Source organism: Pseudomonas sp. CGJS7 (assembly GCF_036961695.1).
In genome coordinates, this window is sequence record NZ_JBAMDI010000140.1 from 1 (window position 1) to 20013 (window position 20013).

General features: G+C 64.2%; 12 protein-coding genes. 1 reads left to right on the plus strand and 11 read right to left on the minus strand.

Features of this window, described 5'->3' with window-relative positions; translation table 11 throughout:
- The 9 genes from gspG to xerD all read right to left on the minus strand — a co-directional run.
- Window positions 1-434 (minus strand): type II secretion system major pseudopilin GspG (gene gspG, locus V7787_RS44830; protein ID WP_336094146.1); only part of this gene is annotated, 434 nt, incomplete at its 3' end.
- Window positions 435-804: 370 nt separating this feature from the next.
- Window positions 805-2022, minus strand: coding sequence for a type II secretion system protein XpsF (gene xpsF / locus V7787_RS44835; protein ID WP_336094147.1), 1218 nt, complete (start codon window positions 2020-2022; stop codon window positions 805-807).
- 51 nt (window positions 2023-2073) lie between these two features.
- Window positions 2074-2583: a hypothetical protein gene (locus tag V7787_RS44840; protein ID WP_336094148.1), complete on the minus strand. Its 510-nt coding sequence runs from the start codon at window positions 2581-2583 to the stop codon at window positions 2074-2076.
- A gap of 66 nt (window positions 2584-2649) precedes the next feature.
- Complete coding sequence (gspE, locus tag V7787_RS44845; protein ID WP_336094162.1) at window positions 2650-4332, minus strand: type II secretion system ATPase GspE; 1683 nt, start codon at window positions 4330-4332, stop codon at window positions 2650-2652.
- A gap of 957 nt (window positions 4333-5289) precedes the next feature.
- Window positions 5290-7839, minus strand: a complete 2550-nt coding sequence (locus tag V7787_RS44850) for an RHS repeat domain-containing protein (protein ID WP_336094149.1) — start codon at window positions 7837-7839, stop codon at window positions 5290-5292.
- Between the two features lie 6 nt (window positions 7840-7845).
- Window positions 7846-10248 (minus strand): RHS repeat protein, encoded by a 2403-nt coding sequence (locus V7787_RS44855; RefSeq protein ID WP_336094150.1) that lies wholly within the window; start codon window positions 10246-10248, stop codon window positions 7846-7848.
- Window positions 10249-10687: 439 nt separating this feature from the next.
- Window positions 10688-14617: a phosphoribosylformylglycinamidine synthase gene (gene purL / locus V7787_RS44860; RefSeq protein ID WP_336094151.1), complete on the minus strand. Its 3930-nt coding sequence runs from the start codon at window positions 14615-14617 to the stop codon at window positions 10688-10690.
- A gap of 231 nt (window positions 14618-14848) precedes the next feature.
- A complete protein-coding gene (locus tag V7787_RS44865) occupies window positions 14849-15721 on the minus strand; it encodes a DsbC family protein (protein ID WP_336094152.1) in 873 nt (290 codons plus the stop codon).
- A gap of 364 nt (window positions 15722-16085) precedes the next feature.
- Window positions 16086-16979, minus strand: a complete 894-nt coding sequence (xerD, locus tag V7787_RS44870; RefSeq protein ID WP_442965364.1) for a site-specific tyrosine recombinase XerD — start codon at window positions 16977-16979, stop codon at window positions 16086-16088.
- A gap of 168 nt (window positions 16980-17147) precedes the next feature.
- Here xerD and V7787_RS44875 point away from each other — a divergent pair, with 168 nt between their 5' ends.
- Window positions 17148-17636, plus strand: coding sequence for an RDD family protein (locus tag V7787_RS44875; RefSeq protein WP_336094153.1), 489 nt, complete (start codon window positions 17148-17150; stop codon window positions 17634-17636).
- 144 nt (window positions 17637-17780) lie between these two features.
- Here the strand turns inward: V7787_RS44875 and lptG are convergent, their stop codons facing one another.
- Together lptG and lptF are read right to left on the minus strand one after the other, a co-directional pair.
- Window positions 17781-18881: an LPS export ABC transporter permease LptG gene (gene lptG / locus V7787_RS44880; protein ID WP_336094155.1), complete on the minus strand. Its 1101-nt coding sequence runs from the start codon at window positions 18879-18881 to the stop codon at window positions 17781-17783.
- The gene (gene lptF, locus V7787_RS44885; protein WP_336094156.1) at window positions 18878-19960 is read right to left on the minus strand and encodes an LPS export ABC transporter permease LptF; all 1083 of its coding nucleotides are present in this window, start codon (window positions 19958-19960) and stop codon (window positions 18878-18880) included. Before lptF ends, lptG begins: the two co-directional genes overlap by 4 nt.
- Window positions 19961-20013 lie beyond the last annotated feature (53 nt).

Below are 20013 nucleotides of genomic sequence, written 5' to 3' on the forward strand. Positions count from 1 at the left end.
CAGTTCTTGATGTCGGCGTCGGTGCTGCTGCCGCCGGTCTTGCCGTCCTTGCCCAGGCTGATCAGGTCGAACGGACCGGTCTCGCCGGGCTGGCGGTATTCGATCGGACGGCCCCACGGATCCTTGAGCTCGGCCTCGGTGGCGTACGGGCCGAGCCAGCCGCTGGCGTCGGCGGGCTGCTTGGACAGCTCTTCCAGGGTGCTGGGCAAACGGCCGGTGTCCATCTGGAACTGATCGATCTTGCTGGCCAAGGTCTTGACTTGCGCCTGGCCCAGCTTGAAGTCGGCGCGGTCCTTGCCGCCGATCACGCGGCTGCCGACGAAGGCGAGCACCGCGCCGATCAGCACGATCACGATGATGATCTCGATCAGGCTCATGCCCTGCTGACGGCGGGCCGGGGACGGGGAGCGGGTCATGGAGCGGAGGTTGCGCATCGTCGTCGTCATCCGTAGAGGTGGGTTACTGGTTCGTGTCCGCAGCGACGCCGGCGACACCGGCGCTTCCCCGGACAGGCTGAAGCTTCAACGTGTGGTGAATCGAAACGGGGTTGCAAGGATTCTGTTCCGCGCTGCCGGGCAAAGTTCGCGGCGATCGCCGCCGCGCCGCCGTCGGTACAGCCTGCGTTCAACGCGGCCGGATGAACAGGCGGGAGGACGTGACGCAGGCCGGCAATCGCGCAATTCAGCCGGGCGGCCGGGCGGTGACTCGCGGCGAACCGAGGCGGGCGCGGTGCGGCTTCGGGATACGGGCGCGGGGGCTGCAGGCTCTTCGCGGCGAGCGGGTGCGGACGCAGGTCGATCATGATCAACCGATCGAGTTGGTGAGGTCGTACAACGGCAACAGCACCGCCATCACCACCCCGCCGACGATGCCGGCCAACAGCACCGTCACGATCGGCACCAGCGCCGCCAACATCCGGTCAAGCGCCATCGAGGTGTCCTGCTCGAAGGTCTCGGCGGTCTTCATCAGCATCGCGTCGAGCGCGCCGGATTCCTCGCCGACCTGGATCATCTGCAAGGCCAGGCGCGGGAACCGCTTGCCCTTGCCCAGCGCGGTCGATAAGGCCACGCCGTTCTTGACCTCCTCGCTGGCGGCATCGACGTCGGCGGCCAGGACGCGGTTGTTGAGCACGTTGCGGCCGATGCCGATGGCGGTCATCAGCGGCACGCCGTTGCGCACCAGGGTGCCCAGGGTGCGCGCCAGCCGCGCGGTCTCGATCTTGCCGATCAACGCGCCGACGAACTTGCGCTTGAGCATCCACGCATCCAGCGCCTCGCGGAACGCCGGATCGCGGCGCTTGCGGTCGAACCACAGCACCGCCACCGCCGGAATCGCCACCAGCACGATCCACCAGTTGCGCACGAACAGGCCCATCCACAGGATCACCTGGGTGAACATCGGCAACTCGGCGTTCAAGCTCTCGTACATCGCGCCGAACTGCGGCACCACGTAGCCGAGCAGGAACATCAGGCTGGCGCCGACCATGCACAGCAGGATCGCCGGATAGATCAGCGCGTTGACCACCTTGCCCTGCAGCAGCCGGCTGCGTTCCAGGTAATCGTCGAGCCGCGACAGGGTTTCGTGCAGATTGCCGCCGGCCTCGCCGGCCCGGACCATGTTGATGTACAGGCGCGAGAACGTACCGTGCTGCCGCTCCAACGCCACCGACAACGACGTGCCGCCGCGCACCGCGTCGCGGATGTCGGCGACCGTGCTCTTGGCGGTTTCGTCCTCGGGCAGGTCCATCAGGATCGTCAACGCCCGGTCCAGCGGCTGGCCGGCGCCGAGCAAGGTCGCCAACTGCTGCGTGAACTGGCCCAGCCGCGCGCCGGTGAAGGGCTTGGGCTTGAACAAGCCCTTCCACGACGACGACGCGCCCGCTTCCGAAGCCAGCTTGGCTTCGACCGGCAGATGCCCCTGTTCCTGCAGGCGCTGCACCACCTCGGCGTTGCTGGCGGCCTCCATCTGGCCGTCGAGCAATTCGCCGCGCGCGTTCAGGGCTTTGTAGTGGAACACAGGCATGCGTCTATCCGATCCGATCCCAATGGCGCCGGCAATCGCCGGCCTACGCGGTCAATCCAGTTTTTCGTTCAATGCAGTCACGATTTCGCCGATGTAGCCTTCCAACTTCTTCTTTTCGGTCATCTGGCTGGTCGAGCCGGCGATGGCCACGATCGAGCCGCCCTCTCCGGATTCGTACACCACCACGAACAACTCGGCGCCGAAACTGAAAGCGCTGGTCGGCGTCTTGGCCTGCAAAAAGGCCTTGGGCTTGAGCCCCGCCTCATTGGCCTTCGCCCAGGCTTCCTTGTCGGTGCTGCGGCCGCTGAAGCCGCTGGTGTTGGCGAACATGCCGTGATTCTTCTTCGGCAGTTCCGCGCCCTCGTACAACACCTTCCACTTCTTTTCTTCGACGAAGGCCTTGGCCGCCGCCGCGACGTCCTCGGGCTTGGCCTGGAACACCAGGCTGCCGCCCGGATCGAATTCCTGGGTGGAAATGGTCTTCGCCCCGAGCCCGGCCTGGGCCCACGACGCCACCGCCACCAACCCGACCAACGCCAACGCCTGCATCAACCGTTTCATCGACACCTCTCCTTAGTTGTCGAACGCCCCCGATGCGCGCGCGGGCCGACCGCCCCGCGCACGCGATTACGCATCCTCGGTCACCCGCAGCACTTCCTCGATCGTGGTGAGCCCGGCCATCGCCTTGACGATGCCGTCCTCGTACATGGTGCGCATGTTCGCGGTCTCGCGCGCGATCTGCTCGATCTCGCCCATGCCGGCATGACGCATCACCGCGCGGCGCAGCTCATCGTTCATGACCAGGAATTCCATGATCGTGGTGCGGCCGTGGTAACCGCTCGGCGCCAGCGCCGACGGCCGCGGCCGGTACAGATAGATGTCGCCCTGCGGCTGATAGCGGCGCAGGCCGAACTTTTCGATTTCTTCCGGCGAGGCCAGGTATTTCTCGGCGTGGGTCGGCTCCAGCCTGCGCACCAGGCGCTGGGCGAGGATGCCGTTGATGGTGGAGGTCAGCAGGTAATCCTCCACGCCCATGTCGAGCAGACGGGTGATGCCGCCGGCCGCGTTGTTGGTGTGCAGGGTGCTGAGCACCAAGTGGCCGGTCAGCGCCGACTGGATCGCGATCCGGCAGGTCTCCAGATCGCGCATTTCGCCGATCATGATGATGTCCGGATCCTGTCGCACGATCGAACGCAGCGCGTGGGCGAAGTCCAGGCCGATCTGCGGCTTGGCCTGGATCTGGTTGATGCCCTCGATCTGGTATTCGACCGGGTCTTCGACGGTGATGATCTTGACGTCGCTGGTATTGAGCTTGCTCAGCGCCGTGTACAGCGTGGTGGTCTTGCCCGAACCGGTCGGGCCGGTCACCAGCATGATCCCGTGCGGCTGATCGAGCACCTTCTGGAATTGCGGCAGGAATTCGTCGGTGAAGCCGAGCTTGTAGAAGTCGAACACCACCGTTTCGCGATCCAGCAGACGCATCACCACCGACTCGCCGTGCGCGGTCGGCACCGTGCTCACGCGCAGGTCGAGTTCCTTGCCCTGCACCCGCAGCATGATCCGACCGTCCTGCGGCAGGCGGCGCTCGGCGATGTTGAGCTTGGCCATGATCTTGATGCGGCTGATCACCGCCGCGGTCAGATTGGCCGGCGGGCTCTCGCCCTCGGCCAGCACGCCGTCGATGCGGTAACGCACCTTCAGGCGGTTTTCGAACGGTTCGATATGGATGTCGGAGGCGCGCAACTCGACCGCGCGCTGGATCACCAGATTCACCAACCGGATCACCGGCGCCTCGGACGCCAGGTCGCGCAGATGCTCGACATCGTCCAGATCGCCCGCGCCCTCGCCCTCGGCGGTCTCCACGATCGCGCCCATCGCGCTGCGGCCCTGCCCGTACCAGCGCTCGACCAGATCCCCGACCTCCGAACGCAGCGCCACATACGGCTTGATCTCGCGCTGGGTCGCCAGACGCAGCGCATCGAGCTGATAGGCGTCCTGCGGATCGGCCATCAGCACCTCGACCGTGCGCTCGTTCTCGCCAACCGGGCACACCGCGAACTGCTTCATGAACTTGGGCGTCAGCGCCACGCCCTCGGGCGGCAGCTCCGGCGCGTCCTTGATACTGACCAGGGGCAAATCCAGGGCCGCCGCGACGGTCTCGGCGTGATCGCGCTCGGAAACCAGGCCCAACCGGGCCAGCAGCGCCAACAGGCTGCCGCCGGTTTCCTCCTGCAAACGCTTGGCGCGCGACAGATCCGCCTCCTTGAGGCGGCCCTTGGCCAGCAGCGCGTCGACGATACGGGCGTCGATGGCGGCCTGCGCATCGCCGACGGCGGGCGCGCCGTTGGCGGACGTTTCGATACTGGTGGCTACTGCGTTCACGTCACCCTCCTGCGCGTGAACCCTGGACTTTAGCAGTTTCATTCGCGGTCTCTACCAGACCCCGGCGAGCCGATTCGGTTCCCTGACCAGGGGTTTGGCCGGCGAATTTCCTCGATCCTGTCGGTGTCCTGTCTCGCAAGATCGGATTCAGGAGGGAAAGGCGGAAAGATTGCTGGGGCTGTCACATTTTTGAAGTGTGTGCCATGAAATCTGTCCGACGGCATGCCTCGATGCTTGTGGGGGCCCGGTTCAGGGAGCGAACACCGGGCCGGCCATTACTCGCAAAAGCACATCGCCGGGGTTCATCGCCGCGACAAGAAAAAAGGCGCCCGATCGGGCGCCTTCAAGGCCTTTGCTGCTGGTGGTCTTAGCGAAGGGCATTTGCCCGAAAAACTCCCAGCATCATCCCGCTGTTAACGTGACGCTACCTTCTACCGGAAGAGTAAGCTTGACCTTACGGAGGGACAATCTCGCTCTCTTTGATTCTCTGCCTAATATTCGTTTTGTTGAAGTAACACCTCCCCTGGTATGAGATGGCGCGACCACCATTGCTGTAGATGAGTAAGGGGCGGTCATCCACCTCAACGAGAACAGTCTCCTGGCCGGCTCGGCAGTCCGAAAGGGTCGCTTCCTGTAAATGTTGCACTACAGGACTCATCAACCGGGAGCAGTTTCCACCGCATTGCCGCTTGATCAAAACGGTCGACTTGGACTTAATTTGCTGGGGTGAGTAAGCGTATTCCCCAGTCCGGGACACATAGTAGATCGAGATCGAGTTCGACCCATCAAACTCCATTGAGAGCCGCGTGGCGGCCACGCGAGCAACGTCGCTTCCTTGTGGGGAGGGGCTGCCAGCTAAGGCAGCCACGAGAAGTATATTTAGAGTTAGCATCGGTTTACGCTCGTAGGCCCACAAGTTCTAACGGATCCATCACTGTCGCCGTAGCTCCTCCGAGCGGACTCGCCGAGTTCTCTGGCCGCCCTGGACTCCACTCTTGTCGCCCTTTCTTCCTCGGCCGACGCCTTGTATTTAGCAATGATACCGCCTCCGGGTCTGTCTTCGACTGTGACAGGGGCCTCTAAGCTCTTCTCCATCGCGGCGCTGCCGATACGATCATGTTGGGCTGCGTGGCTGATCTCGTGAATACCGCCCAGGGCGGGGGATTGAATCTTTCCAGAAGATTTTATTATTAATCCACTCTGAGGATTTATCACCACCGTACGCGTGTCTCGATCGTAACGTGGCTCCTCTCCCTTGGTGAACTCAATCGTGTACATAGCTTTCGATTGACTGATTCGACTGAATTCAATGGAGGCGCTCTTCGAGAAGGAGACATGAGCCATTGTTTGGACTTGGTCTACCACAGTTGCCCCACCTTTCAGCACATAACGAACTTCACGCCCGTCGGGATCGGTGAACGTGTATGGATTATTGTTGGCGTACCAGTAGCGATTGAAGTTTGTACCGCTGCCGCTGTCTGCCGTGACCGGATCTACCGAGAGGAACCTGCCGATGGCAGGATCGTAATAGCGCTGCTGCATATACACCAGCGCCGTCCCCCCATCCATAACATGCCCGGTATAACCAACCCCCTCATAGGCCGGCTTACCAATTGCCTGCCCCCACGCCTCCCATTGCGTCTTGCTGACAATCTGCCCAGCCGTATCGGTCTCCGCAACAGGGCTACCCAGCGCATCGGCATGCTGAAACCGAGTCTGGATCGGAGCCCCGGTCCAGTCCTGCTCGCGTGTAGCTATCAGCGAATTGCCCAGGTAAATGTGCTCCATTCCGCGAGAGGGCTTGATCCGTTTCTCGTCATAGATCAGCCGATAGAGCATCTGCCCAGACTGGCTGTACATCGGCAAGGTCTGGCTGTCTCCTGCGCGAATCGAAGCAGTTCGCCGCCCATAAGCGTCGTAGCGATAGGTCTCCTTACCGGTCACTTGCCGCAACCGATTACCGTAGTCGAAAACGTACCCTTGCCCGTTCTTGTCCTGCAGATTGCCCTGAACGTCGTAACCCAGTCCGGTAATGCTGGCTCCTTGACCATCGCGGATGTTGGTCAATCGATTGCTGCCGTCGTACCAATAATCCTGGACCGCGCCAGTCCAATAATCCCGCCGTTTTTTTATATTATCGAGCGCGTCGTAGGTATAAGTCTCGGTTCTATGCCAGTACAAGTCGGCCATCGTGAGACGATCGAGTCCGTCATAGTGGAGGTCCCGATCGCCACTGTATGCACCTTGTACGGAGTTAACGTCCCGAACACGAGTCGGATTGCCGTTGCCGTCGTAATCGTAGACGTAGTTGATAGCGCCGTTATCGACCTGCCTCGGTAATTGACGCGCGTTCTGAGCCATGCTGTGGACACGACCATTGCCGTAGGTGAAACCTGCGACCGCGCCATTGGGGTAATACCGAATATTGCTAGCGAATGTCTGCGCTGCGCTCGTTATTTGAGTCGGCTGGCCCAGCCCGTTCGGCGCATAGTCGACCGTTAGCAATGTCGGATAAGTCAAGGAGCGCAGACTTCCGTTGCCGTCGTAAGCGTAGCCAAGGTTCCAACTGGTCCAGCCCGGATGAGTAAGCGACTCTGAACTCAACAGCCGACGTTTGTTGTAGGAATAGCCATTAACGATCAATCCCTGTCCCGCGCCTTCGTTGCTGGTAGTCACCTCACGTGGCAATCCGTCTGAATAGTAGCTCCAGACCTGGTTGCCGCGACCGTCCGGGAACGACAAAGAGCTCAAGCGGTTTCTATCGTCGTAAGCGCGATCAACACGACGCCCTGAGGAGTAAGCGACCGAGCGATTGCAGTCGCCTCGATCGTTCAGCGCCAGTCCGGACGCGGTCCAGGCAATGTTGCCCGCAGCATCGTAGTCATTCACCGTGGCGCCAGTTTCCGGCTCGATGGTCTTGCAAAGCCGCGCGTTCGAGTCGTACACAAAGAAGCGGTACAAAGATACGCTGGCATCGCTATTGCGGCGGCGCAGTGCGGTTGGCTTACCGAACACGTCTCGGTAGATTTCGGTGTACGTGCCTTCCGGGCTATTGATTCCGGTTGGCTTATCGTAGGTCGGCTCGCCGAAAGCCTGATAACCCGTAAGTGTCTCGTTGTTACGGGCATCTTTAGTAAGAACCAAAAACCCGTTGCGATACTCCATTGAGGTAGTTAGCAGACCGAGCTCGGAATCTCGCTTCACGCTCGTAGTTCTGCCTAACGCATCGTATTCCGTGCGCACCCCCAACATTGGCTTCGTCTGGGCTTGAGCAACCATGTAGGGCGGCAACAGCACCGAGAGAGCAAGCACGGCCAACCCGCATCGCTGGATGCGATTCAGAACCGCACCCCGCCCCTTTTTGAAATAAAAACCCCCAGCACTGCCCGCGAAGTAATTCATCGCCCGCCCCAAATTGATTGCTTTCTCAAGCACAAAAAATTACTGTCCGATCTTGCTGCAATCGAAACTTCGCCAGCCATCGACGAAGGGATTGCGGGGATAGGACTGGAACGTGATACGCCCCTCGTGGTCGTAACATTTCATCACCCAGCGCAGTGTATTGGCGGAATCAGTTGCGTCGTCCTCAGCCTCAATGACGGGACGCCATAACGCATCGAAATAGGTGAACTTCCGACCGTTTCCGCTATACACCACCTGCCGCCAGTGACCGGCGGGAATTCCGTACTCCTCGACTCCGATCTGATCGAATACCAGCGCCGTCTCATTCCAGCTAGGGCTGTCACCCGCCGGGTAGATGATTCTGTTAACCCGCCCCATCGCGTCATGGCGATAGTTGGTGGTAAAAGAATTTTCGTCCGTTGATGACGTTACCCAGCCGTTGTCATCCACCACGATACTTTTCTGCGTCCCATTGTGAAATCGGACCGTTTGGGGCTGACCACGCTTCCAGTTACTCAAGCTGGTAACAAGGTTACGGCCGTCTGCCACGCTGGCCAGGTTGCCATCGGGATAATAAGTCCGCGTTTCCTGTAATTTTCCGAACTCATACGTAGCGAGCGGCAAAGCTGTGACCGGATCGTACTCGACCCGCGACACCACCGCACTGGTCTGCTGATTGGTCTGGGTACTGATTTGCCCCAGCACCCATTTCGACGAGCTGTCAAAATACGTCGTCGCGTCGGTTCTAGAAAATCCAAGCGAGCTCCAACTGGTAACGCTTACAGGCCGAAGGAACGAATCAAATCCGTTGATATCGTTATGGAAACTCACGCCATCCTGAACTGTCTCGACGTTTTTAATTCTGCGGCGACGCTGCTCCCAGAAGTGATTGCCCGCACCATTGAGTGGCAACCCGACACCGTCAAAGACCTGCCATTTTTGATTCACCGTCTTGAGCACGGCTCCGTTGCTCCCCCATTCGGTCTTGAGCAGCATGCCGTCGGTTTCGTAGGCCTTGTTACCGTACACATAACGAACGAAAGTTCCCGCTGGCCCATTGACCTCTACGGATCGCGTGATAGGCGCGGAGGCTGAACAATCCTCACTAACGAAACCCGTATTGACGTAACAGGAATTGGCTGGACCGTACGAGAATGACCAAGACATCGGAGCGACACCGGGCCCAGATATTGTTTTCTGCTTCAACGCGATACCGTCGAAGTCTTTAGGCTCCTGATCGCAAGAAGTTGCACCAGGAACGGCATTCCATTTCACAAACGATAATCCGCGACGCAAATTACTGAACAAGAACTGCCCCACCGCGCCCGATGGATGCTGGAGCGTCAATGTCGCCGCACCTTCATACCTTATTGCGCGCCCCCCCGTACCGGCGCAACCTCCGCTTACACGGCGCACTTCACCGGAAATCACCGAGCTCCACACCGAACCATCAGGGTAGGTAAGCTTCGCTCCGTTTGCTGGGTACTCGTAAGTCCAAGTCCTACGACCATCCGTAAGGGAAGCAAGTCGCGTTCCGCTGGGATCGTAAGTCAGAGCAAGACTGCGCCCGTCGCTGGCGGTGATGCTGGTGAGATTCGCCGCCTGATAGCCGTAGTTCACCCAGTTACCGAAACGATCCTCGATCCTGGTGACATACATCCGGTACTCCAAACGTCCCAACCCCGCCTCCCCCCCCATGAAAGCGGGCTTACGGATATGGTCGGCGTACTCTCCGGGAACCAGCCAGTCAAAATAGTACTTGTTCCCGTCCGGATCGCGCCCGAGGAAACCGTCGCCTGCGACACCGTTCTTGAGCTGCGCAACACAGGAAAAGCGCCAATCACCGTTAGTCGCCCAACGATAATTTTGGCCGTCGCTGGGAACCGGAGGATTGGAGAAACCCGACAACATCAACTGCGCATCGCCACCCGGCAGGTTCAGACGAATACCGTGGAAGTATTCATCTGCCATGAAAGTTTCTTCTTTGCCGTCGCTCTGTTTGACTTCCGGCGGTGGCGTGACGTTATGGCAGCGCTTCTCGTAACTACCGCGCACCCAACTGTTCCAGCCGTTCAATTCCGTGCTCGCCGATCCCTGAGGAAAAATTCCGGAAAGATACGGAACCTCGAAGTTACTCCATTTCAGATAGTTGCCAACCCCATCATCGGAGCCTTTGAACATCCGCACGAGAGCGACGGACAAAGCGCTATTGCCGGGCAAGCTGACATCGGTCACCCAGAAATCCGTACGCCCGGTGTAGGGATCTGTCTCATCGCCAAAGAGCGCTGAGCCCAACGCCCCGACGCTTTCGGAGGTCTTCAAACTAGTATCGAAGTCTTCATAGCGCGTTCGGCCCTGGCCGGCAGCACACATCGGCGCGATCACACACAGCATGGCCAAGCCACACAGCAAACACCGCTTCCAAGACTTTTTCCGAGACATGGCGTTACTCATTGTTTGTGAATGCCGTTGTGGGGCGCCAACGCGCGCACCAAGCGGACGGGCTGCGAAACCGGACGCGAGCAGACAGCCATCCACCGCACACCTCGCAAATTCGCAACGCGATGAACATCGAATGTGCTTCTTGCCGGACAAGAAGGCTTGACACCATACGCACGAGAAAGAGATACCGGCCGACCGTACGAAGGCGTGGCGAATTGCCCCTCAAGCTTGCACTGCATGGCCTCGCTCCCCCGAGAGATTCCCTGGCCTGACTGCCAATCGATTCAATCCATTGACGACCTGCGCACTAGTAACACGACGGCCGACACACGAACAATAGATGAAGCATTGTCCCAACAGTTCCAGCGCCTGCGGAACGCAAAAAAAGGGCGCCCTATCGGACGCCCCCTTCGCTATCGCAGATATCGGTCTAGTCCGATCACCCCACCCAAACCCGCGCATTACGGAACATCCGCAACCACGGCGAGTCCTCAACCCAATCCTTCGGCGCCCAGCTGAAGTTCGCGCTGCGCAGGGTGCGTTCGGGATGCGGCATGAGAATGCTCGCGCGGCCGTCGCGGCTGGTCAGGCCGGCGATGCCGTCGGGCGAGCCGTTGGGGTTGAGCGGGTAGCGGTCGGCGACGCGGCCTTCGCCGTCGATGTAGCGCAGCGAGATATCTGCAGCGGCTTGGTCGACGTTGCTTACGAAGTCGGCGCGGCCTTCGCCGTGGGCGACCGCGACCGGGATGCGCGAGCCGGCCATGCCGCGGAAGAACAGCGACGGCGATTCGACCACTTCCAAAAGGCCCAGGCGCGCTTCGAATTGTTCGCTGCGGTTGCGCAGGAACACCGGCCAGTGTTCGGCGCCGGGGACGATGGGCTTGAGTTGGGCCAGCATCTGGCAGCCGTTGCACACGCCCAGCGAGAAGCTGTCGGCGCGGGCGAAGAACTCGGCGAACTGGTCGCGCAATGCGCTGCGCTCCAGGATGCTGGTGGCCCAGCCGCGGCCGGCGCCGAGCACGTCGCCGTAGCTGAAACCGCCGCAGGCGGCGAAGCCCTTGAAGTCTTCGAGCTTGAAGCGGCCGTTGATCAGGTCGCTCATGTGCACGTCGAAGGCTTCGAAGCCGGCGCGGTCGAAGGCAGCGGCCATTTCGATCTGGCCGTTGACGCCCTGCTCGCGCAGGATCGCGACCTTGGGCCGCACGCCGGTGTTGATAAACGGCGCGGCGATGTCCTCGCCCGGGTCGAAGTTCAACTTCGGCTTCAGGCCCGGGGCGTTGAAGTCGCGCGCGATGGCGCGTTCTTCGTCGGCGCATTCGGGGTTGTCGCGCAGCTTCTGCAAGGCATGGCTGGTCGACCACCACGCGTCGAACAATTCGTCCCAACGCCATTCCACCAGAATCTTGCCGTCTTCCTTCACCCGCACCGAGGCGGCCGTGGTCGGCTTGGCGATGCGCTGGGCGCAGTCGATCAGGTTATGGCGCGCGATCAGGTCGGCGAATTCGGCGCGGTCGTCGTTGTGGATCTGCACGATCGCGCCGAGTTCTTCGTTGAACAAGGTGCGGAACGGGTCTTCGCCCCAGCCGTCCAGGCTGATGTCCAGGCCCAGGCGCGAGCAGAACGCCATTTCCGACAGCGCGGCGAAGGCGCCGCCGTCGCTGCGGTCGTGATAGGCCAGCAGCAGGCCGGCCTCGCGCGCTTCGCGGATCAGTTCGAAGAAATCGCGCAGGCGCTGCGGGCTGTCGAGGTCGGGCACGCCGGCATCGAAGCGGCTGGTGTCGCCGGGCGCGCCGGCGAACGCGGGCAGCTCGGCGTTGCCGCCGGCCTGCGGGTGCACTTGCGCCAGCACCGAACCGCCCAGGCGCTGCTTGCCGGCGCCCAGGCCGATCAGCCACAACTCGGTGTCGGCTTCGCGCGAGAGCAACGGGGTGAGCTGCTGGCGCACGTCGACCACCGGTGCGAACGCGCTGACGATCAGCGAGACCGGCGAGACGGATTTGCCGGCGTTCTCGCCCGATCCCCACTGCGCCTGCATCGACAGGGAATCCTTGCCGACCGGGATGCTCAGTTCGAGCTCCGGGCACAGTTCCAGACCGACGGCTTTGACCGCGTCGAACAGCAACGCGTCTTCGCCCGGATGCGAGGCCGCAGCCATCCAGTTGGCCGACAGCTTGATCCGGTTGAGCGATTCCACCGGCGCGGCGCACAGGTTGGTGATCGCTTCGCCGACCGCCATGCGCGCGGCCGCGGCCGCGTCGAGCAGCGCCAGCGGGGTGCGTTCGCCGATCGCCATCGCTTCGCCGACGAAACCGTCGAAGCCGGACAGGGTGATCGCGCAATCGGCCAGCGGCAGCTGCCACGGGCCGATCATCTGATCGCGCGCGACCAGGCCGCCGACGGTGCGGTCGCCGATGGTGATGAGGAAGTTCTTCGCCGCCACGGTCGGATGGGCGAGCACGCGCAGGCCGGCGTCGCGCAGATCCAGGCCGTCCCAACGCAGCGACGGCCACGGCGCGGGCGCGGGGTGGCGGGTGTCGCGGTGCATCTTCGGCGGCTTGCCGAACAGCACGTCCATCGGCAGATCGATCGGCCAGTCGCGGCCCGCTTCGCGCGCGTTCTCGACCGTCGCGCCGTAGCCGACGACCAGGTGTTCTTCGGCGGTGGCGTAGCCGACCACCGCGAACGGGCAACGCTCGCGTTCGCAGATGGCGGCGAAATCGGCGACGCGGTCGGCCGGCAGGCCGAGCACGTAGCGTTCCTGCGATTCGTTGCACCACAGCTGCATCGGCGACAGCGAGGGATCGTCGCTGGGCACCTTGGCCAGGTCGATCACGCCGCCGAGGCTGGAATCGTGCAGCAGTTCGGGAATGGCGTTGGACAGACCGCCGGCGCCGACGTCGTGGGCGCTGTCGATCGGGTTGTCCGCGCCGAGCGCGACGCAACGGTCGATCACTTCCTGGCAGCGCCGCTCCATTTCCGGGTTGTCGCGCTGCACGCTGGCGAAATCCAGCGCTTCGGCGCTGTCGCCGGAAGCGACCGAACTGGCGGCGCCGCCGCCCAGGCCGATCAGCATCGCCGGGCCGCCGAGCACGATCACCGCATGGCCGGGCTTGAGGCCGAGCTTGGCCACTTGCACGCGGTCGATCGCGCCCAGACCGCCGGCCAACATGATCGGCTTGTCGTAGGCGCGGGTGAACCCGCCCTCGGACAGTTCGAAGCTGCGGAAGTAACCGACCAGATTGGGCCGGCCGAATTCGTTGTTGAACGCGGCCGCGCCGATCGGGCCGTCGAGCATGATTTCCAGCGCCGGCGCCATGCGCGGATTGAGCGCGCGCTGGCCTTCCCAGGGTTGCGGCAAGGTCGGAATGCGCAGATGCGAAACGCTGAAACCGCACAGGCCGGCCTTGGGCCGTCCGCCGCGGCCGGTCGCGCCTTCGTCGCGGATTTCGCCGCCGTTGCCGGTGCTGGCGCCGGGGAACGGCGCGATCGCGGTCGGGTGGTTGTGGGTTTCGACCTTGATGCAGAACGCCGAATCGACCTGCGCTTCAGCGGTGTAGGCGTGGCTGCCCGGCTGCGGGCGGAACCGCCGCGCCGGATAGCCTTCCACCACCGCGGCGTTGTCGCTATAGGCCGAAAGCGTGTTTTCCGGCGTCTGCGCGTGGGTGTGCTTGATCATCTTGAACAACGACTGCGACTGATCGCGGCCGTCCAGGGTCCAGGATGCGTTGAAGATCTTGTGCCGGCAGTGCTCGGAATTGGCCTGGGCGAACATCATCAGTTCGACGTCGGCCGGCGCGCGGCCGAGCGCGGCGTAGCGTTCGCGCAGATAGGCGATTTCGTCGTCGGCCAGGGCCAGACCGAGGCGGGCGTTGGCCGCTTCCAGTTGATCCAGCGCGATCCGCTCCAGCTCGCCGCGCGCGGGCACCGCGAACAGGGCGGCCGCGTCGTCGCGCGCGTCCAGCAGCGACTGGGTCATCGGGTCGTGCAGCACCTTGGCCAGCGCGGCCTGGGTGGCGGCGTCGACGGGCCAGCCGGTGAGGTCGTAGCGGGTGCCGCGTTCGACCCGTTTGACCGGTTGCCCGGCGCCGCGCAGCAGCTCGGTGGCCTTGCTCGCCCAGGGCGAGAGCGTGCCCAGGCGTGGGGTGACGAAGCGCGAAACCGCGCCGCTTTCGCGCGCCGCTTGGCTGGCTTCGGCCTGCAGGACGCGGCGCAGGGTGGCATCGTCGGGCGTGGCGCCGGGCTCGGGCTCGACCCAGTACACGGGCCAGGCGGCGAGTAGGCGGACATCGGGATGGAGAGCGGACAGGCGGGCTTGCAGCCGATCGCGGCGGAACGAAGACAGGGCCGAGGGGCCCTCGAGGACGATCATGTCCGGGGAACCGTGCAACGCAGGGCCCGTTATTGTAACCAAAACCGGGCCCGGGCTCCGGCCCTGGGTTCGATCGGGCCGGCGCCCGGAATGGCCCCGATGCCGGCCCCGCCCCGGGCCGCCGCGCGGCGGCGGTCCACCGCCGGAAAACGAAAGGCCCGCATCGGCGGGCCTTTCGATAACGCTTTGGCGCGGCTTACCGGCGCTGCGGGCCGGCAAGCCCCGCGCGTCTTACAGACCGCCGACCGGCGTGGCCACCGCCGCGGTCGGCTTGGCGCCGCCGGCCTTGGATTCGGCCGCCAGCTTGTCCAGCGCCTGACGCAGCTGCGCCGGCGGGACGTAGCCGCCGAGCTGGACGCCGTCGGCGTTGAGGATCATCGGGGTGCCGGTGAGGCCGGCGCGCTGGCCGACTTCGTACTGCTGCTCGACCGAGTTCTTGCACTGCTTGGACGCGACATTGCCGTGGTCGGACTTGGCGTCGGTCAGGGCCTTGCGGCGGTCGGCGGCGCACCAGACCGAGACCATCTTCTTGTAGTCGTCGCTGCCGATGCCCATGCGCGGGAACGCGAGGTATTCCACCGCGATGCCCTGGCGGTTGTACTCGGCGATCTCGCTGTGCAGCTTGCGGCAGTAGCCGCATTCCACGTCGGTGAACACGGTGACGGTGTGCTTGGGGCTGGCCGGGGCGAACACGATGCGCTCGCTGGCGGGGATGGTCTTGATCAGGTCGCGGCGCATCCCGGCCATGGTGTCTTCGCTCAGATTGCGCTTGGCCTGGGTGTCGAACAGCGCGCCGCCGGAGCCGGGCAGGAACAGGTAACGGCCGTCGTCGCTGACGTAGACCACCTGGCCCTGGGCCAGGGCTTCGCGGAAGCCCGGCATCGGCGCGGGGCCGACCTTGTCGACGGCGATATTGGGGTTGAGGGTGCGGATGGCCTCGATCGCGCGCGCATCGGCGCTGCCGGCGGCGACCTTGGGCGCGGCGCCCTTGGCGGCCTCGGCGGCCGGCTTGGCGGGGTCGGCCTTGGCGGCCGCGCCCTGCGGGGCCTGGGCGCAGGCGGACAGGCTGATCAAGCCGAGCACGGCGAACATGATGCGCTTCATCTATCGAATCCTTAGCGTTTTGACGTGGGCGTTCGACCGCCCGCTGGAGATTAGGTTCGCCCGATTGTGGCACGGCGTCCGTTCGCGGTTCGTGTTCCGCGACCCGGGTCACGCCGGCGCGGGCGGGCACGGGTCGCAGTTCGCAAGCCGTGGCGGCCGGGAACGGCGAGGGGGATCGGCTGCCTGAGGTCTCCCTGGCGGATGAGTCGATCGACCGATCGGGAAACCCGCCCCCGCCGGCCACGACGTGCCGGGTTCCGCGAATCGAGTCGTACAGGCGTCGCGGGCGCCTGTCGTCCATCAACATCGTCGTCGGTCTGGTGAATGCGGACTCGGACCATCGCCGCGCGCTCGACCGGCCGAGTCAGCCGCGCGGGTGGTGCTTGGCGTGCAAGCGCTTGAGCTGCTCGCGCGCGACCAGAGTGTAGATCTGCGTGGTCGACAACGAGCTGTGCCCCAGCAGCAGTTGCAACGCGCGCAGATCCGCGCCGCGATTGAGCAAATGGGTGGCGAAGCTGTGGCGCAAGCCGTGCGGGCTGATCTTGGCCGGGTCGATTCCCGCCACCGCCGCATAGCGTTTGACCAGGTGCCAGAACGCTTGCCGGGTCGGCGCTTCGCCGCTGGCCTCGATGAACAACGGCGCCAGCGCGCGCTTGCCGGCCAGTTGCGGCCGCGACTGGGCCAGATAGCGCTCCAGCCAGTGCTGCGCCTCTTCGCCCAGCGGCACCAGCCGTTCCTTGCCGCCCTTGCCCATCACCCGCAGCACGCCCTGGCGCAGATTCACCCCGGTCGCGGGCAGATGCACCAGTTCGCTCACGCGCAAGCCGCAGGCGTACATCAGTTCGAGCATTGCGCGGTCGCGCAGGCCCAGCGGGTTGTCGTTGTCGGGTGCGTTCAACAGCGCGTCGATCTGGCTTTCGGCCAAGGCCTTGGGCAGCGAGCGCGGCAGTTTCGGCGGCGCCAGCAGTGCGGTGGGATCGTCGCGGCGGTCGCCGCGGCGCAGCCGGAACGCGTAGAAGGCGCGCAGGGCCGACAAGAGGCGCGCGTTGCTGCGCGGCGAATAGCCTTCGCGGGTGCGCCAGGACAGGTAATCGAACAAGGCCGCGCGATCGGCATCGGCCACGCCGGCGCCGTCGCGCCAACGCGCCAGGCCTTCCAGGTCGCGGCGGTAGCTGTCCAGGGTCTGCTGGGCCAGGCCGCTCTCGGCCCAGACCGCATCGAGAAACTGCGCGATCGCGACCGCGTCGGCCTGCTCCAGCGGCGGCAGCGACATGGCCTGGGTGCGGCGCTCGGCGGGGGTGGAAGAACTCATGGGCGGCAGCTTAGGCGGTGAGCGCGGATCGGCCAATCAAAGCCGGCGCGGTTCGCCGGCCGCGGCGGTATCGCGGCCAGCCTCGGCGGCCGCGTTCGCGATTATCCTGATGCGATGAATTCGCCCGACTCCGCCGCCACCGACGCCGCCCCGCCCCGCCCCGCCGCGCTGATCGTGTGGCGCTGGCTGTCGATGCTCTACGACTTGTTTCCGGTGCTGGCGCTGTGGATGGTCGCCGGCGCGGTGTTCGCGGTCGGCTACACCCTGGCCGGCCACGACTCGCACGAGAACATCAAACCCTTCAGCGCCTTGCAGTGGCTGTTGTGGCTGGTGTGCTGGGCGATCACCGGCCTGTACGCGACCTACAGCTGGCGCCGCGGCGGGCAGACGCTGGGAATGCGGCCGTGGCGCTTGCGGGTGACCGGCGCGGGCGCGGATGCGCCGGGCTGGAAGGCGCTGTGGATCCGTTATGCGGTCGCCACGCTGTCGCTGCTGCTGGGCGGCCTGGGTTTTTGGTGGGCGTGGTTCGACCGCGAGCGGCTGACCTGGCACGACCGCGCCAGCGGCACGCGCACGCTGCGTTTGCCCAAGCGCAAGAAGTAAGCGCGGCTTTCGCCGCTGTCGAATTGGCGCGGTCGCGGCTCGCGCCGCTCTTACAGGTAGCGGCCGTGGCCACGATTCCGATTGTAGGAGCGGCGCGAGCCGCGACCGCCAATCCTCAATAACGACGCACTGACGCGGTCAGGCTCAACCCGAGCGTCGTTTGAACAAATACGCCGACACCGCCAGCATCACCACCGTCGGCGCCAGATAGGCCAGGCGGAAGTCGAAGCGGAACACCTTGGCCAGTTCGACGAACTGGGTCTGCAGCAGCCAGAACATCAGCGCGAACACGATGCCGATGAACAAGCGCTTGCCCATGCCGCCGCTGCGCAGGCTGCCGAAGGCGAACGGAATCGCCGCCAGACACAGCGCCAGCACGTTCAAGGGATAGAACCAGCGGCCCCAGTAATGGGCCTGGAGTTCGACCGCATCGAGCTGGTTGCGCTCGCGATCCTCGATCGCCTTGTGCAAGGCCTTGGCGCTGAGATAGCGCGGCCGGTTGGTGCCGCTCATCAGCGCCGAGCTGTCGAGCTTGGATTCCCAGCGTTCCTCGGCGATCTCCTTCTTCTCGGCCGATTTGGCGTGGAAGGTGGTGCGCACGACATTGCGCAGCAGCCAGCCGCCCGGGCGATGCTCGGCGACGCCGGCGACCGCGACCGAGACCAGACGCCCGTCCTGACCGAACTGATACAGGCTGACGTTGCGCAATTCCAGCCAGCGGTCCGCGCCCTGGGTGCGTTCCTGCCCTTGCCCGGCGCTGAGGATCACATCGCCCTCGCGCGCCCACATGCCGGAGTACTCGGCCACCACCTGGTTGTTGGACTTGGCCGCGGCCTTGAGCGAATCGGCGCGGCGTTGCGCGTCCGGCGCCAGGGTTTCGCCGTTGAGCACCATCAAGGCGGTGAGGATCGCCAGCGCGCCGGCCACGGCGATGCTGAGCCGGCGCCGCGACAGCCCGACCGCGCGCAGCACGGTCAATTCCGAAGTCGCCGCCAACTGCCCCAGCGCCATCAGCGAACCGACCACCGCGGCATACGGGAACAAGGCATAGGCGCGGCGCGGCACCGTCAGCGCCATGTACGCCAGCGCCTGGGTGATGCCGTAGCGGCCCTTGCCGATGTCGCCGAACTCGCCGACGAAACTGAGCATGACATCCAGGCCCAGCAGCACCGCCCAGGTCAGCAGCACCGTGCTCAGCACCACCTTGCCGACGTAGACGTCGTGGATTTTCGGGAAAGGCTTCATGCCAGACTCCGCCTGCGGCCGAGCCGGCCGTCGCGGAAATACATCCAGGCCGTCACCGCCAGCAGCGGCAAGGTCAGCCACCACAGGCCGAGCATGGCCGGAATCTTGCCGTCTTCGATCCAGCCGGTGCCCATCATCATGAAGTTGTTGCCGATCAGGTAGACCAAAAAGCCGATCAGCATGCTGCCGTAGCGGGCCTGGCGCGGGGTGCTGCGCGCCAGCGGAATCGCCAGCAGCGCGAACGCCAGCGCCAGCAGCGGCGGGGTCAGCCGGTAATGCAACTGCGCGGCGGCTTCGCGGCGCGAATCGCCGAGCAATTGGCCGGTGGGCAGCATTTCCGGGGATTTGGGGTCGTAGCGGTCTTCGTTGGCCGGCAGCAGCACGTCGTTGCGGACGTAGCGCATCAGCCGGTAATTCAGGCTGCCGTCGACCGGGCCCTCGACCTCGAAGCCGTCGTCCAGGCTCAGGTAGCGCTCGCCGTTGGCGTCCACGCTGAGGCGGCCGGTCTTGGAGGTGGTGATGTCGACCCGGTCGGGCTTGTGCCGGTAAATGAAGATGCGGTCGAAGCTCTTGCCGTCGTTGGACATGCCGCCGACGTAGATCACCCCGTTGCCGTTGGGCAGGCTGGTGAACGCGCCCGGCTCCAGGCCGGCCACCACCAGGCTGCGGTTGGCCTCGTTGATCATCTGCCGCGAAGCGCGGTCGGCCCAGGGGCCCAGCCACAGCGAACAGGCGCCGACGACCACGATGATCGGTCCGGCCACCAGCAGCAGCGGCTTGAGCAAACGGCGCGGGCCGACCCCGACCGAGGAGATCACCGGCATTTCCGAGTCGCGGTACAGCCGGCCCATGCCCATCATCAGGCCCAGCATCAGCGACAGCGGCAGGATCAGCGGCAGCCACTTGATCAGCACCAACCCCAGCTGAATCAACATCATGCCGGCCGGGACCTTGCCCTTGGCGATGTCCTCGAGCACGTCGGTGAAGGCGCCGCCGACGCTTACGATCAGCAGCACCACCAGGGTGGCGAAGATCGCCTGGGCGAATTCGCCGATCAGATAACGGTCAAGCTTGAGCATCGGGCGTGGGGGCGCGCTTCGGGTTGGGCTTCGGCATCGGGCGGGCTTGCTTT

Coding starts and splice junctions, on each gene's coding strand:
- xpsF (WP_336094147.1), bottom strand. CDS start 2,022: ATGCCTGTGTTCCACTACAAAGCCCTGAACGCGCGCGGCGAATTGCTC.
- V7787_RS44840 (WP_336094148.1), bottom strand. CDS start 2,583: ATGAAACGGTTGATGCAGGCGTTGGCGTTGGTCGGGTTGGTGGCGGTG.
- V7787_RS44855 (WP_336094150.1), bottom strand. CDS start 10,248: ATGTCTCGGAAAAAGTCTTGGAAGCGGTGTTTGCTGTGTGGCTTGGCC.
- purL (WP_336094151.1), bottom strand. CDS start 14,617: ATGATCGTCCTCGAGGGCCCCTCGGCCCTGTCTTCGTTCCGCCGCGAT.
- V7787_RS44865 (WP_336094152.1), bottom strand. CDS start 15,721: ATGAAGCGCATCATGTTCGCCGTGCTCGGCTTGATCAGCCTGTCCGCC.
- V7787_RS44875 (WP_336094153.1), top strand. CDS start 17,148: ATGAATTCGCCCGACTCCGCCGCCACCGACGCCGCCCCGCCCCGCCCC.
- lptG (WP_336094155.1), bottom strand. CDS start 18,881: ATGAAGCCTTTCCCGAAAATCCACGACGTCTACGTCGGCAAGGTGGTG.
- lptF (WP_336094156.1), bottom strand. CDS start 19,960: ATGCTCAAGCTTGACCGTTATCTGATCGGCGAATTCGCCCAGGCGATC.